Source organism: Lysobacter enzymogenes, assembly GCF_017168095.1.
Lineage (GTDB): Bacteria > Pseudomonadota > Gammaproteobacteria > Xanthomonadales > Xanthomonadaceae > Lysobacter > Lysobacter enzymogenes_D.
Genome location: NZ_LXSD01000307.1, coordinates 1 through 14,377, shown reverse-complemented (window position 1 = coordinate 14,377; position 14,377 = coordinate 1). Strand labels below are relative to the sequence as shown.

The 14,377-nt window shown below is 71.3% G+C and carries 10 protein-coding genes; 5 read left to right on the top strand and 5 right to left on the bottom strand.

All coding sequences use genetic code 11. The features are described 5' to 3' along the window. The first annotated feature begins 351 nt into the window (after window positions 1-351). Window positions 352-3,567 (top strand): efflux RND transporter permease subunit, encoded by a 3,216-nt coding sequence (locus tag A7A76_RS10515; RefSeq protein ID WP_206411164.1) that lies wholly within the window; start codon window positions 352-354, stop codon window positions 3,565-3,567. Continuing rightward, window positions 3,564-4,724, top strand: coding sequence for an efflux RND transporter periplasmic adaptor subunit (locus A7A76_RS10510; protein ID WP_206411163.1), 1,161 nt, complete (start codon window positions 3,564-3,566; stop codon window positions 4,722-4,724). The genes A7A76_RS10515 and A7A76_RS10510 overlap by 4 nt, the downstream gene beginning before the upstream one ends. 185 nt (window positions 4,725-4,909) lie before the next feature. On the opposite strand, the gene fghA is transcribed toward A7A76_RS10510, so the two are convergent. From fghA to ppc, 4 genes are all read right to left on the bottom strand, one after another. Beyond that, a complete protein-coding gene (gene fghA, locus A7A76_RS10505; RefSeq protein ID WP_206411162.1) occupies window positions 4,910-5,740 on the bottom strand; it encodes an S-formylglutathione hydrolase in 831 nt (276 codons plus the stop codon). Window positions 5,741-5,905: 165 nt separating this feature from the next. Beyond that, window positions 5,906-7,015, bottom strand: coding sequence for an S-(hydroxymethyl)glutathione dehydrogenase/class III alcohol dehydrogenase (locus tag A7A76_RS10500; RefSeq protein WP_206411165.1), 1,110 nt, complete (start codon window positions 7,013-7,015; stop codon window positions 5,906-5,908). Between the two features lie 85 nt (window positions 7,016-7,100). Continuing rightward, complete coding sequence (frmR, locus tag A7A76_RS10495) at window positions 7,101-7,373, bottom strand: formaldehyde-responsive transcriptional repressor FrmR (protein WP_206411161.1); 273 nt, start codon at window positions 7,371-7,373, stop codon at window positions 7,101-7,103. A gap of 273 nt (window positions 7,374-7,646) precedes the next feature. After that, complete coding sequence (gene ppc, locus A7A76_RS10490) at window positions 7,647-10,418, bottom strand: phosphoenolpyruvate carboxylase (RefSeq protein WP_206411160.1); 2,772 nt, start codon at window positions 10,416-10,418, stop codon at window positions 7,647-7,649. On the opposite strand from ppc, the gene A7A76_RS10485 reads away from it, so the two are divergent. Both A7A76_RS10485 and A7A76_RS10480 read left to right on the top strand, forming a co-directional pair. Beyond that, complete coding sequence (locus tag A7A76_RS10485; protein ID WP_206411159.1) at window positions 10,417-11,241, top strand: hypothetical protein; 825 nt, start codon at window positions 10,417-10,419, stop codon at window positions 11,239-11,241. The genes ppc and A7A76_RS10485 overlap by 2 nt on opposite strands. Window positions 11,242-11,340: 99 nt before the next feature. Next, window positions 11,341-12,096, top strand: a complete 756-nt coding sequence (locus A7A76_RS10480; protein WP_206411158.1) for a tetratricopeptide repeat protein — start codon at window positions 11,341-11,343, stop codon at window positions 12,094-12,096. A 109-nt stretch (window positions 12,097-12,205) separates the two neighbouring features. Here the strand turns inward: A7A76_RS10480 and A7A76_RS10475 are convergent, their stop codons facing one another. Continuing rightward, window positions 12,206-13,171, bottom strand: coding sequence for a LysR family transcriptional regulator (locus A7A76_RS10475; protein ID WP_206411157.1), 966 nt, complete (start codon window positions 13,169-13,171; stop codon window positions 12,206-12,208). Between the two features lie 66 nt (window positions 13,172-13,237). Between A7A76_RS10475 and A7A76_RS10470 the strand changes: the two genes are divergently transcribed. Then, the gene (locus A7A76_RS10470) at window positions 13,238-14,185 is read left to right on the top strand and encodes a DMT family transporter (RefSeq protein ID WP_206411156.1); all 948 of its coding nucleotides are present in this window, start codon (window positions 13,238-13,240) and stop codon (window positions 14,183-14,185) included. The last annotated feature ends 192 nt before the right edge of the window (window positions 14,186-14,377 follow it).

Sequence of the window (14,377 nt, the reverse complement as noted above, 5' to 3'; positions counted from 1 at the left end):
GGCCGGCGCGCCGGTCAGGAGCCGCCGGCGGGCCGGCGCGCGAGCGCCGCCGATCCGCCCTGCCAGCGAGACCACGCCAGCCCCGGGAACCCACAGCCAACCGTTCGTCCGCCGCTGCCTCGCGCGCGCTTCGCCGCGTCCGCGCGCATCGCGGCTGACGAATTTGTCAGCGCAGCGACAGCCTCGCGTATGCGCGCGGCGCCTACAGTGCGACGGCGGCCCTCGTGCGCGCCGCGCATCCGCCGCAGCGTTGCGGCACGCATACGAATCTTTCCACGCGCCCTGGCTGCTCGACGGCCGCGCGGCGTGGAAACTCCGCACCACCGATCCAGCCGTCGGAACCTCACAACGATGTGGATAGTCCAATACGCGCTGAGCCGCCGCTACACCATCGGCGTCCTGGCGATCCTGATCCTGCTGTTCGGCGTGCTGTCGGCGCGCAAGATGCCGACCGACATCCTGCCCGAAGTCGGCATCCCCTCGGTCAACCTGGTGTGGACCTATAGCGGCCTGCCGGCCGCCGACGTCGCCGCCAAGATGACCTCGTTCTCCGAGGCGGCGATCCTCAACACCGTCGACGACCTCAAGGAAGTCCGCTCGGAAACGCTCAACGGCGCCAGCATCGTGCGCATCGACTTCCAGCCCACGGTCAGCCTCGACCGCGCGCTGGTGCAGATCACCTCGGTCTCGCAGACGATCCTGCGGCGCATGCCGCCGGGCACCTCGCCGCCGCTGGTGGTGCGCAACAACGTCTCCTCCACGCCGGTGCTGCAGCTGGTGCTGTCGTCGGACTCGCTGACCGAAGCGCAGCTCTACGACTACGCACGCCTGCAGCTGCGCTCGCAGATCCAGACCATTCCCGGCATCCGCATGACCCTGCCCTACGGCGGCGCGCCGCGGCAGATCATGGTCGACCTCGACCCCGCGCGGCTGCAGACCTACGGCCTCACCCCCGCCGACGTGACCGCGGCGCTGGAACGCGGCAGCCCGACCTTGCCCTCGGGTTCGATCCGCGAAGGCGCGCGCGAGATGCAGATCTCGATCGACACCAGCCCGGCGACCGCGAGCGAGTTCCTCGACATCCCGGTCGCCTCGCGCGCCGGCACCGTGATCTACGTGCGCGACATCGCCTCGGTCCGCGACGGCGGCGCCTTGCAGACCAACGTGGCGCGCATGGACGGCTCCAGCGCGGTGTCGGTCGCGCTGATCAAGCTCGGCGGCGCCTCGGCGGTCGAGATCGTGCGCGCGGTGCGCGAGCGCCTGCCGGAGATCGAAGCCTCGGCGCCGCCGGGCACGCGCATCCACGCGATCTTCGACCAGTCGGTGTTCGTCGACAACGCGATCGGCTCGATCCAGCACGAAGCCATGCTGGTCGGCCTGCTGGTGGCGCTGGTGGTGCTGGTGTTCATCGGCTCGTGGCGCTCCAGCCTGATCGTGCTGTCGGCGATCCCGCTGGCGCTGCTGGCCTCCGTCGCCATGCTGCATCTGCTCGGCTACACCTTCAACGTGATGACCCTCGGCGGCCTGGCGCTGGCGATCGGCATCCTGGTCGACAACGCGGTGGTGGACGTGGAGAACACCAACCGCAACATCGCGCTCGGCAAGGACGTGCGCACCGCGATCCTGGACAGCGCCAAGGAAGTGGTGTTCCCGGAAATGGTCTCGACAATCTCCATCTGCATCGTGCTCACGCCGATCCTGCTGATGACCGGTCTGTCGGCGTGGGTGTTCACCCCGCTGGCGCTGGCGGTGATCTTCGCGATGCTGGCCTCGTTCCTGCTCTCGCGCACGCTGATCCCGGTGCTGTGCTACCTGCTGCTGCCGGCGGACATCCGCAGCCGCGCCAATCCGCGCTGGGCGCCGGAAAAGCTGCTGCTCGACATCAACCACAAGGTCGAACACACGCTGGACTCGCTGCGCGACAAGCACCACGCGCTGCTGGTCAAGCTCGGCCACCACGGCGGCGTGCTCGCGCTGACCGCGCTGCTGGTGTTCGCGCTCGGCGCCGGCGCGGCGGTGTCGCTGGGCCGCGAGTACTTCCCGCAGGTCGACGCCGGCCAGCTGCGCCTGCAGGTGCGCCTGCCGACCGGCACCCGCCTGGAAGAGACCGCGGCCAGGCTCAGCGAGATCCAGCGCGAGATCCGCGCGATCATCCCGCCGGCCGAACTGCAGACGGTGTACGAGCAGATCGGCGTGCCCGACGCGATCAACCTGTCGCTGGTCGACAGCACCGTGGTCGGCTCGTTCGAGGCCGAGATCATGCTGCAGCTGCGCTCGCCGCACGCCAACAGCCACGACTACCTGGTCAAGATCCGCAAGCGCATCGCCGAGCGCTTCCCCGACGTCAAGCTGTTCGAGCGTCCGCCGGACGCGACCAGCCGCACCCTCGCCGGTTCCGCCGCGGCCGCGTTCGAAGTGCGCCTGATCGGCCGCGACGTGCCCGGCAACATGGCGCTGGCGCGCGAGATCGAAAAGCGCCTGCACCAGGTGCCCGGCGCGGTCGACATCGCCCTGCGCCAGGTGCTGGACCTGCCCGAGTACCAGGTCAAGATCGACCGCACCCGCGCCGCCCAGCTCGGCCTGGACCCGCAGCAGGCCGCGCGCGCGGTGCTGGCGGTGCTCGGCTCGGCCGGCACGGTGTCGCCGGTGTACTGGACCGACACCGTCAACGCCATCGCCTACACCGTGCAGGTGCAGGCGCCTCTGACCCAGATGCAGGACATCGACCAGCTGATGAATTCGCCGCTGCGCATCGGCGCGAGCGGCGAAGCGGTCCTGCTGCGCAACATCGCCACCGTGGTGCCGCGCAAGGTTCCGGCCAGCATCGCCCGCACTACGCTGGCGCCGACCATCAGCGTCATCGCCAACGTGGAAGGTACCGACCTGGGCTCGGTCTACGACAGGCTCAGCGCGATCACCAAGGAATTGAACGGCCAGCTCAAGCCCGGCAACCGCATCGAGATCGTCGGCCAGGCCGGCGAGATGCAGAACGCCTACGGCGAGCTCGCCGCCGGCCTGGTGATGTCGGCGATCCTGGTGTTCCTGGTGCTGGTGGTGAACTTCCAGTCGTGGATCCAGCCGGCGGTGGCCATGTCCGGCCTGCCGATCGCGATCGCCGGCGCCGCCGTCGGCCTGTTCGTCACCGGCACGCCGCTGAGCGTGCCGGCGCTGATGGGCGTGATGATGGTGATCGGCGTGTCGACCGCGAACTCGGTGCTGGTGACCAGCTTCGCGCGCGGACTGATCGCCGACGGCCACGATCCCGAGCTGGCCGCGTACGAATCGGCCGCGGTGCGCCTGCGCCCGGTGCTGATGACCGCCAGCGCGATGATCCTCGGCATCGTGCCGATGGCGATAGGATTGGGCGACGGCGGCGAGCAGAACGCGCCGCTGGGCCGCGCGGTGATCGGCGGCCTGCTGTTCGGCACGCCGGCCACGCTGATCCTGGTGCCCTCGATCCTCGCCGTGGTCGGCCGCCGCCGCAAACCGGCCGGCGGCGAAGACGCCGCCACCGACACCACCGCCGCCGCCCCGGGCGACGGCACCCCCGCTGGAGCCAACGCATGAACCGCTCGATCCCCACTCAAGCGACCGTCCGCGCGCCCTTGTTGCGCACCGCGCTGAGCCTCGCGGTCGCCGGCCTCGCCGTCGCCGCGCTGTCCGGCTGCGGCCGCAGCAGCGCCGAGACCGCGCAGGCGCCGGCCACGCCGGAAGTGCTGACCGTGCAGGCCAAGGCCGCCGACGCGGCCTACGACCTGAGCCTGCCGGCGCGCGCCCAGGCCGGCGAATCGGCGGCGCTGTACGCGCGCGCCACCGGCTTCGTCAGCGAGCGCAAGGTCGAGCTCGGCGACAAGGTCGGCGCCGGCCAGGTGCTGGCGACGATCTCCGCGCCGGAGATCGACCAGGGCGTGCGCGAGGCGCGCGCGGTGCTGGCCCAGGCCACCGCCGACGAAGAGCTGGCCAAGATCAACTTCCAGCGCGCGCAGCAGCTGATCGGCACCGGCGCGGTGTCGAAGGAATACTTCAGCGACCGCAAGGGCACTTTCGACGTCGCCGTGGCCGCGCGCAACGCCGCGCAGGCGCGGCTGACCTCGGCGCTGGAACGCCAGTCCTTCACCCAAGTGCGCGCGCCGTTCGCCGGCGTGGTGGTGGCGCGCAACATCGAGCGCGGCGACCGCGTGGTCGGCGACTCGGCCACCGCGACCGTGCCGATGTTCGAAGTGGCGGTGCTCGACCCGCTGCGCGTGGTCGTCGACGTGCCGCAGAACGTGTCGCTGCAGATACGCAACGGCTTGCAGGCCGAAGTGACCTTCCCGGAACTGCCGGGCCAGGTGTTCAAGGCCGAAGTCGCGCGCAGCGCGCGCGCGCTGTCGCGCGACGCCGGCGTGATGCGCACCGAACTGCGCCTGCCCAATCCCGACGGCCGCATCCCCGCCGGCATGGTCGGCAGCGCCCGCCTGCACCTGCCGCGCGCCGCGGCGGCGGTGGTGCTGCCGGTCTCGACCGTGGTCCAGCGCGCCGCCGGCACCCAGATCGCGACGGTGACGCAGGGTTCGACCTTGGCCTATCGCGACGTCACCCTCGGCCGCAATCTGGGCAACGAGATCGAAGTGCTGACCGGCATCGCCCCGGGCGACACCGTGGTGCTGGCGCCGAACGCACTGCTGGCCGACGGCAACAAGGTCAGCGCGAAGGCGTTGCCGCCGCCGGCGAAGAAGTCGTAAGAGCCGCCCTCATCCGGTCCTTCGGACCACCTTCTCCCGCACGCGGGAGAAGGAACGGCGGGCAACGCCGCGGCTCATAGCCCCTCTCCCGCTTGCGGGGTGAGGGGCTGCGCTTGCGAGCCATCGGCTCGCGCAGCACCGAACGCCCGAACGCTCTGCGTTCGGGCCGGGGTGAGGGCCGCGCCTTACCCGCGCAAGGCCTGGGCGTGATGCGCAATATGCTCGCCGATGAAAGTCGAGATGAAGTAATAGCTGTGGTCGTACCCCGGCCGCAACCGCAGCTGAAGCGGATGCCCCGCCACTTCGCAAGCCGTGCGCAATAGCTCCGGCTTCAACTGCGTGGCGAGAAACTCGTCGTCGCCGCCCTGGTCGATCAGCAACGGCAACCGCTCCTGCGCGCCCGCCACCAGCGCGGTCGCGTCCCACTGCGCCCACGCCTCGCGATCCTCGCCCAGATACGCCGAAAACGCCTTCTCGCCCCACGGCGACTGCGACGGCGCGGCGATCGGCGAGAACGCCGACACGCTGCGGTAGCGCCCCGGATTCTTCAGTGCGATGACCAACGCGCCGTGCCCGCCCATCGAATGCCCGCTGATCGCGCGCGCGCTGGTGGTCGGGAAATGCGCGTCCACCAGCGCCGGCAGTTCGTCGACCACGTAGTCGTACATGCGGTAGTGCTGCGCCCACTTCGGCCGGGTGGCGTTGAGGTAGAACCCCGCGCCGATCCCCAGGTCGGAACCCTCGGCATCGGGAATGCCGTCGCCGCGCGGACTGGTGTCGGGCGCGACCAGGATCACCCCGTGCTCGGCCGCATACCGCTGCGCACCGGCCTTGTTGATGAAGTTCTGCTCGCTGCAGGTCAGGCCCGAGAGCCAGTACAGCACCGGGCAATCGGCGCTTTCGGCCTGCGGCGGCAGATAGACGCCGAAGCGCATCGTGCAGCCCAGCGTAGTGGCGGTGTGGCTCCAGACCTGCTGGCGGCCGCCGAAGCAGCCGTGGGATTCGATTTTTTCCATTCGCGTCTCGTCCTCGGCTCCGGCCCTCATCCGCCCCCTGCTTTCGCAGGGGCAGGCTCTTCGGGCACCTTCTCCCGCACGCGGGAGAAGGAACAGCGGGCGGCATCGCCGCTTTCAGCCCCTCTCCCGCTGGCGGGAGAGGGGTTGGGGTGAGGGCCGCCGCGCTCAGTAGTGGATCACCGTGCGAATCGACTTGCCCTCATGCATCAGATCGAAGGCCTCGTTGATCCGCTCCAGCGGCAGCGTATGGGTAATGAACGGATCGAGATCGATCTCGCCCTTCATCGCCTGCTCGACCATGCCCGGCAGCTGGGTGCGGCCCTTGACCCCGCCGAACGCGGTGCCGCGCCACACGCGGCCGGTCACCAGCTGGAACGGCCGCGTCCTGATCTCCTGCCCCGCGCCGGCCACGCCGATGATCACCGACTCGCCCCAGCCCTTGTGGCAGCACTCCAGCGCCGAGCGCATCACCTCGACGTTGCCGATGCACTCGAAGCTGAAATCCACGCCGCCGTCGGTCATCTCGACCAGCACCTCCTGGATCGGCCGGTCGAAGTCCTTCGGGTTGACGCAATCGGTCGCGCCCATCGACCGGGCCAGTTCGAACTTCGAGGCGTTGGTGTCGACGCCGATGATGCGCCCGGCCTTGGCCTGCACCGCGCCCTGGATCACCGCCAGGCCGATGCCGCCGAGGCCGAACACCGCGACGGTGTCGCCCGGCTGCACCTTGGCGGTGTTGTGCACCGCGCCGATGCCGGTGGTGACGCCGCAACCGAGCAGGCACACCTTCTCCAGCGGCGCTTCGGGATTGACCACGGCGAGCGAGATTTCCGGCACCACCGTGTATTCGCTGAAGGTGCTGCAGCCCATGTAGTGATAGATCGGCTGGCCTTCGTAGCTGAAGCGCGAAGTGCCGTCGGGCATCAAGCCCTTGCCTTGGGTGGCGCGCACGGCCTGGCACAGGTTGGTCTTGCCCGACAGGCAGAACTTGCACTGGCGGCATTCGGCCGTGTACAGCGGGATCACGTGATCGCCCGGCTTCAAGCTGGTGACGCCCTCGCCGACCTCCACCACCACGCCGCCGCCCTCGTGGCCGAGCACGGCCGGGAACAGGCCTTCGGGATCGTCGCCGCTGAGGGTGAAGGCGTCGGTGTGGCAGACGCCGGTGGCGTGGATGCGCACCAGCACTTCGCCGGCCTTGGGCGGCTGCACGTCGATCTCGACGATCTTCAACGGTTCGCCGGCGGCGAAGGCGACGGCGGCGCGGCTTTTGATGACCCGGCTCATGGGCGGATGTCTCCTGGTGGCGGGAGGTGGTCGCGGCGGACGCCGCGGAGGTCGTGGTGATTCGAAGTCGTGGTTATTTCAGGTACGAGCGCACCAGCGCGGCGATCTCGTCGATGCTGGCCTCGCGCCCGCGATCGGCCACGGCCTGGCCGAGCTCCTCGCGGATATGGCTTTCCAGCACTTCCGACATCAGCCCGTTGACCGCGCCGCGGATCGCCGCGATCTGCTGCAGCACCGCCGCGCAGTCGCTGCCGGCCTCGAGCGCGCGCTCCAGCGCTTCGGCCTGCCCCTTGATCCGGCGCACGCGGGTGAGGACGCGCTTTTTCTCGGCGGGGGAATGCGGCATGGCGAGCTCCGGGCGAGTGGCGCCTGATACTGGGGGATAGTATCAGATGTGTACCTCGCATGGCCTACCTGTAGGAGCGGCGCGAGCCGCGACCGCGCCATCGCATGCGCCGGCGCGAACAACCGCCAGCCCGGGCGCCTGCCCGCCCGGAAACGGTTGCGCCGGTCTATGCGATGCCGCGGTCGCGGCTTGCGCCGCTCCTACAGGGGGCGCCGGGCGGATGCGAAAACGGCGCGCCGGGGCGCGCCGTTCGGCGGCGAAACGCTCGCGCGCTCAGCCGGTGTTCTGCACGCCGGCCGCGATCCCGTTGACCGTCGCCACCAGCGCCTGCAGCAGCGCGTCGTCGGGGCGGTCGGCGGCGCGCCAGCGCGCGAGCAGGTCGACCTGCAGCAGGCTGATCGGATCGACGTAGGGATTGCGCAGGCGGATCGACTGGCGCAGGCGATGATCGCCGCGCAGCAATTCGTCGCTGCCCTTGATCGCCAGCACCGCGTCGCGGGTGCGTTCGAACTCGGCGGCGATGCCGGGATGGAAGCGCGCGTGCAGGTCGCCGTCCGGCAGCGTGGAGGCGAGCTGCGAGTAGCGCTCGAAGATCGCCGGATCCGACTTGGCCAGCACCATTTCCAGATCGTCGATCAAGGTGCCGAAGAACGGCCAGTCGCGCGCCATTTCCGCCAGCGTGTCGCGGCCGTGGCGCTCCAGCGCGGCGCTCAGGCCGGTGCCGACGCCGTACCACGCGGTCAGCCCGGCGCGGTTCTGCGACCAGGCGAACACCCACGGGATCGCGCGCAGCGAGGAGATGTCGCCGCTGCCGGCGCGCTTGGCCGGACGCGAGCCGATGCGCAGCCGCTCGATCACGTCGATCGGCGTGGCCGCGCGGAAATACGCCGGGAACTGCGAGTCTTCGTGCACCAGCGCGCGGTAGTGCGCGCGCGCTTCGGCGGCGAGTTCGCCGGCGATCCGGCGCCAGCCGGCCTCGCGCGGCTCCGGCGCGCGCGGGCGCAGGGTCGCGCGCAGCACCGCGCCGCTGGTCTGTTCCAGGTTGCGCAGCGCCAGCGCGCGGATGCCGTACTTGCGGTGGATCACCTCGCCCTGCTCGGTCAAGCGCAGGTAGCCGTCGACCGAACCGCGCGGCGCGGCGATCACCGCGCGCTCGGTCTTGCCGCCGCCGCGGCTGATCGAGCCGCCGCGGCCGTGGAAGAAGGCGATGCGCACGCCGCTGTCGGCGGCCAGCGCGGTCAGCGCGATCTGGGTCTGCTGCAGCGCCCAGCGCGAAGCGACCATGCCGCCGTCCTTGGCGCTGTCGGAATAGCCCAGCATCACCACCTGGCGGTCGCCGCGCGAGCGCAGGTGGTCGCGATAGACCGGGTCGGCGAACAGCGCGCGCAAGGTGTCGGCGGCGGCGTCGAGGTCGTCGACGGTCTCGAACAACGGCGCCACGTCCAGCGGCACCCGGCCCTTGTCGTCGGCGCAACCGGCGGTGCGCGCCAGCGCCAGCACCGCCAGCGCGTCGGCGGCGCTGCGGCTCATGCTGACGATGTAGGGGCCGAACGCGCGCGCGCCATAGCGCGGACGCAGCCGCGCGACCGCGCGGAACACCTCCAGCGTCGGCTGCGCCGCGGCCGCGGCCGGACGCGCCGGCGGCGCTTCGCCGTCGAGCAACTGGTGCAGGCGCGCGGCGCGCGCGGCGACGTCGAGCGCGGCCCACTCGGGCTGCTCCAGCAGCGCCGCCAGCGCGGCGTCGTGGGTGGCCGAATCCTGGCGCAGGTCGAGCCCGGCCAGATGGAAGCCGAAGCACTCCGCGCGCCGGCGCAGGCGCCGCACCGCGAAACCGCCGGCGTGCGCGCCCTGGTGCGCGGCCAGGCTGCGTTCGATCAGATCGATGTCGGCCAGGAACGCGGCCGCGTCGGGATAGCCGTGCACGCTTTCTTCCTGCGTGGCCTGCAGGCGCGCCGACATCAGCCCGAGCAGGTTGCGGTACGGCATGTCGGCATGGCGAGGCTTGAGCAGCGCGGCGGCCTTGGGCAGCAGGTAGCGGTAGTCCTCGACCTTGGCCAGCACCGCGTCGTCGACGCGCACGCGATGCACCGACTGGCTCAGCAGTTCTTCCAGCGAGGCCAGGTCGCGCCGGTACGCGGCCAGCACCAGCGCGCGCTGGCCGGCGAGCGTGGCGGCGATGGTGTCGGCGCCGACGTTCGGATTGCCGTCCATGTCGCCGCCGACCCAGGTACCGAAGCCGAGCACGTCCGGCAGCGCCGGCGCGCCGCCGTAGGTTTCGCGCAAGGCCTCTTCGAACACTTCGTAATAGACCGGCAGCACCCGGTACAGCACGTCGGACAGATAAAACCCGACGTGCTCGAATTCGTCGGCGACGCTGGGCTTGGCCGCCGGCGCCTCGGCGGTCTGCCAGCTCGCGGTCAGCGCCAGGCGGATGCGCTCGCGGTCGGCGCGGCGCTCGGGCGGAGTGCGGCCGCGGTCGATGTCGGCGACCAGGCATTCGACGATGGTGCGTTCCTTCTCCAGCAACGCGCGCCGCACCGCTTCGGTCGGGTGGGCGGTGAACACCGGCTCGATCCGCAGCCGCGGCAGCAGCGCGGCCACTTCCTCGGCGCTGACGCCTTGCCGCGCCAGGGTCGCGAGCGCGTCGCGCAGGCCGCCGGGCTGGGCGCCGGCGCCGCTGCGCTCGTAGTCGCGGCGGCGGCGGATGCGGTGCACGCGCTCGGCCAGGTTGACCGCCTGGAAGTAGGTCGCGAACGCGCGCACCAGATCGGCGGCCTGTTCGAGGTCGATGTCGGCCAGCGCCGCGGCCAGCGCGTCGATGGGTTCGCCGGCTTCGCGCCGGCGGATCGCGGCGCGGCGCAGGCGTTCGACGCCGTCGAGGAAGCCCTGGCCGCGTTGCTCGGCGAGGATCTCGCCGACCAGCGCGCCGAGGGTTTTCACGTCCTCGCGCAACAAGGCGTCGGTGGGGGCGAAGTCGGCCGCGCGTTCGGCCGCCTGCTCGGCCCACTCCGCGGCGCGCAAAGGTTCGTCGCTGCTGTCGGTCATGACGTTCATCCGCCCTAGGCTAGCGCAGTGGCTTGTGCATTGCAGCAAGCGTCGCAGGGCGCGTGGATGGGCCGCGTTAGTTGCCGCAGTAACCAATGCCGCGCCTGCATCGGGCATGCTGCGGACGCAGTCGCCCCGGAGTCGCCGCATGCACGGATCGCCGCTCGCTCGCTTCGCCGTTGCCGTCGTCGTCGGGTTCGTTGCGACCGCCTGTTCGCGGGCGACGCCGCTGATGGCCGACGCCGCGGCGCTGGCCCAGGCCCGGCGCGAACTGGCCGCGCTGCCGCAGTTCGCCGGGCGCGCGCCGCAAGTGCATTCGGCGGCGTTGTTTCACGACGACGACATCGAGATCGCCGTCGTCGATCCGGGCAACGACGCGGTGATGCACCTCTACCGCTACCGGCAGCGCCGCTGGCAGCGCGAGGAATCGATGCCGCACACCTGCGCGACGTTGCGCCGCTTGCCGCAGCAGCAAGGCGACGATCTGGCGCTGGACCGGATCGATTTCGCCACCGCGGCGCGGGTGCGCGCGAATTGGTACCAACGCGCGAGCGGCGTACCCGGCGCGCTCGCCGATCCGAAGTACGACCGGCTCAGCGGCGTGTGGTTCTACACCCGCGACCACAGCCGGATCGCGGAGCGCGGCCGCGACGGGCCGGATGGCGGCAAGGCCGACGGCGTCGCGTCCGCCGCAGGCCGCGGCGACGGCGCCGACGATCGCGGCGAATGGTCTACCGGCCCGATTTCCGGCCGAGACGGCATCGGCTATGAGATCAAGTTCGCCCTCGACGGCTCGGTGCGCCGCTTCGAACGCCTGCGCTGACCGCTCGTCCGCGACCGCCGCGGCGGCGCTGGCGCCGGTCGTGCAAAACCCCGACACTGTCGCACTTTCCGCCGCCCGCCCGTTCGCAAGGATCGCGTCATGCCGTATTTCGGCCTCGGATTGCACGTCGTCGTCGCCCTGTATTTCGCCGTGCACGCCGTGCGCAACGGCCAGGACCGCTACTGGCTGATGGTGCTTTTCATGTTCCCGCTGCTCGGCAGCGTGGTCTACGCCTTCGCCGTCTGGCTGCCCGAACAGCGCCACAGCCGTCACGGCCGCGCCCTGGCCGGCAACGTGCGGCGCCTGCTCGACCCGGGCCGCGAACTGCGCCAGGCGCAGGACGCCTTCGACGCCTCGGCCACCACCGACAACCGCCTGCGCCTGGCCGACGCCCTGCTCGGCGCCGGCCGCGCCGGCGACGCGCTGCCGCTGTACCGCGCCGCGCTGAGCGGCGTGCATCGCGAGGATCCGCACATCCAGGTCAAACTCGCCCACGCGCTGCTGGAAGCCGGCGAACCGGCGCAGGCGCGGCAGCTGCTCGACGAACTGATCGTCAGGCGCCCGGATTTCCGCTCGCCGGAAGGCCACCTGACCTATGCGCGCGCCGTCGCCGCGCAAGGCGACCAGGCCAAGGCGAAGGAAGAATTCGAAGCGCTGACCGCTTACAGCAGCGGCTTCGAAGCGCACGCGCGTTACGTCGAATGCCTGATCGGCTGGGGCGACGTCGGCCGCGCGCGCGAGCTGTGCGAGCAGGCGCAGGCCAAGGCGCGGCGCCTGCCGGCGTATGCGCGCAAGATGCATCGTGCGGAATTGGACAAGCTGCGTGATCTGGAGAAGCGCGCGCAGGCACTGTGATGCGGCGGCAGTTGGGAGTTAGGAGATAGGAGTTAGGAGTTAGGAGTTAGGAGATAGGAGATAGGAGATAGGAGTTGGCGAAAGCCCGCTTTTCGCTATCTCCTAACTCCTATCCGCTACCTTCTCCCGCCCCATCGTCGCCACGCAACAACGCCACCACCCAATCACGCACCCACTGCAAGCGCGCCGCGCCCTCGGCCTCGGGCAGCCACGCCAGGTACAGGCGCTTCACCGGCGCGGCTTGCGGCAACGGCAGCGGCGTCAGTTCGCCGCTGGCCAGGCGTTCGGCGATCAGGCGCGGATACAGCAGCGCGATGCCCTGTCCGGCCAGCGCCGCGCTGATCGCCGGCATCGGCGAGGACAGGCTCAGCTGCGGCAGCGGCCAGGCCGCGGTGTCGGCGCCGAACCACGCCGGCCAGTCCTCGCGCCAGCCGTCGCTGACCACGTGCAGCAGGCGCGCGCCGGGCACCGGGTCCAGCCACCAGCGCTGCGGGTCCAGGCGCGCGATCAGGCCGGGCGAGGCCACCGGCACCATCGCCTGCTCGAACAGCAACTCGCCGCGCAGGCCGTGCTCGGCCGGCGCGCGGTGCATCAGCAGCGCGTGCACGCGCGCCTGGGCCAGGTCGGCCGGGCCGGCGGGACAGAACAGTTGCAGCTCGAAGCCGGCGCGCGCGGAGAACTCTTCGATCCGCGGCAACAGCAGGCTCACGCTGAGGCTGGTCGGCGCGCCCAGTTGCAGGCGCCGGCTCTCGTCGCCGCGCAGGCGCAAGCGCGCGGTCGCCGCCTCGATGCGCTCGAACCCGTCGATCAGCGCTTCGCCGAACTCGCGCCCCAGCGGCGTCGGCCGGGCGCGGCCGCCGCTGCGGTCGAGCAGGCGCAGGCCGAAGGCTTCCTCCAGGTGCTGGACGTGCTGGCTCAGCGCGGCGTGGCTCAGGTGCAGGCGCTCGGCCGCGCGGCGCATGCCGTCGTGGCGGACCACCGCGGCGAAGGCCTGCAGGGCGCGCAGCGGCGGCAGCCGGCGGGCGGGCGGGTCGTCGCCGCGGCCGGGCGCGGGCGATTCGGGCCGAGTGGTCATCTTTTCTTACCACCTTTCTCGATAAACGAGATTTTTCAAAAGGATTCCGGCCGATAGATTAACCACATGTCCACTGCCCCGCTGACCGCCACGGCGCCCGTCGCCTCCCGCCCCCTGCTCCTGCGCGCCGGCCTGATGGCCGCCGCCTCCACCTCGCTGGCCCTGCTGGCCCTGCTCAGCCGCTACACCCGCGGGCTGGCGCCGGAGCTGGTGACCTGGGGCCGCTTCATCCTGCCCGCACTGATCCTGACCGCGTTCGTGCGCGGCCCCGACTGGCGCGCGGCGTGGTCGCTGGCCGACCGGCCCGGCTGGGTGCGCGCGCTGTGCGCGGTGATCGCCCAGGCCTGCTTCGTGCTCGCCGCGACCCAGGGCGATCTGCTGCAGGCGGTGCTGCTCTACAACACCGGCCCCTTGTTCATTCCGCTGGTGGCGTGGCTGTGGCTCGGCGAACGCCTGCGCCCGGCGACGCTGGCCGGGCTGGCGCTGGGCTTTCTCGGCGTGCTCGCGGTGCTGCAGCCCGGCGCGCGCGGGCTGGACCCGCTGGCGCTGATCGCGCTGACCGGCGGCCTGGCGATGGCGGTGTCGCAAGTGCTGTTCTACCGCAGCGCGCAGCGCCAGCCGCCGCTGCGCAACCAGTTCAAGCTCTACACCCAGGCCTCGCTGCTGAGCCTGCCGCTGGCCGCGCTCGGCGCCGCGCACACGCCCTGGGGCGCGGTGCTCTCCGGCGCAGCCGCGTCCGAACCGGTGTGGGTGCTGAGCTTGGCCTTGCTCGGCATGGCCGCCTGCAGCCTGGGCAACCAATCCCTGCGCGACCTGGCCTACCGCGGCATGGACAACGCCTCGACCCTGGCCCCGCTGATGTACGTCGCCGTCCCCGTCAGCGCCGCGCTCGACTGGCTGCTGTTCGGCCGCGTAGCCGCACCGTCGGCCCTGCTCGGCGCCGCGCTGGTCATCGCAGGCGCCGTAGTGGCCTTGCGCAGCGGCGCGCGTGCGCAGCGGGCCAGCGTTTCGTAACTCGTTCGAGCGAGGCAAGAAGCGCAACGCGCCGAGCAACCACGCCGCGCGCGATGCATCGGCCAAGCCGCTCCCGCTCTCGCTCCCGCTGTTGCTGCTGTTGCTCTCAGCTCCCCCCGCCGCCCCAAACTCGCCACAGGCAACCAGAGACCCGAAGGGCGGCGCGCACGATGCGCGCCGTGCGCCACCCAG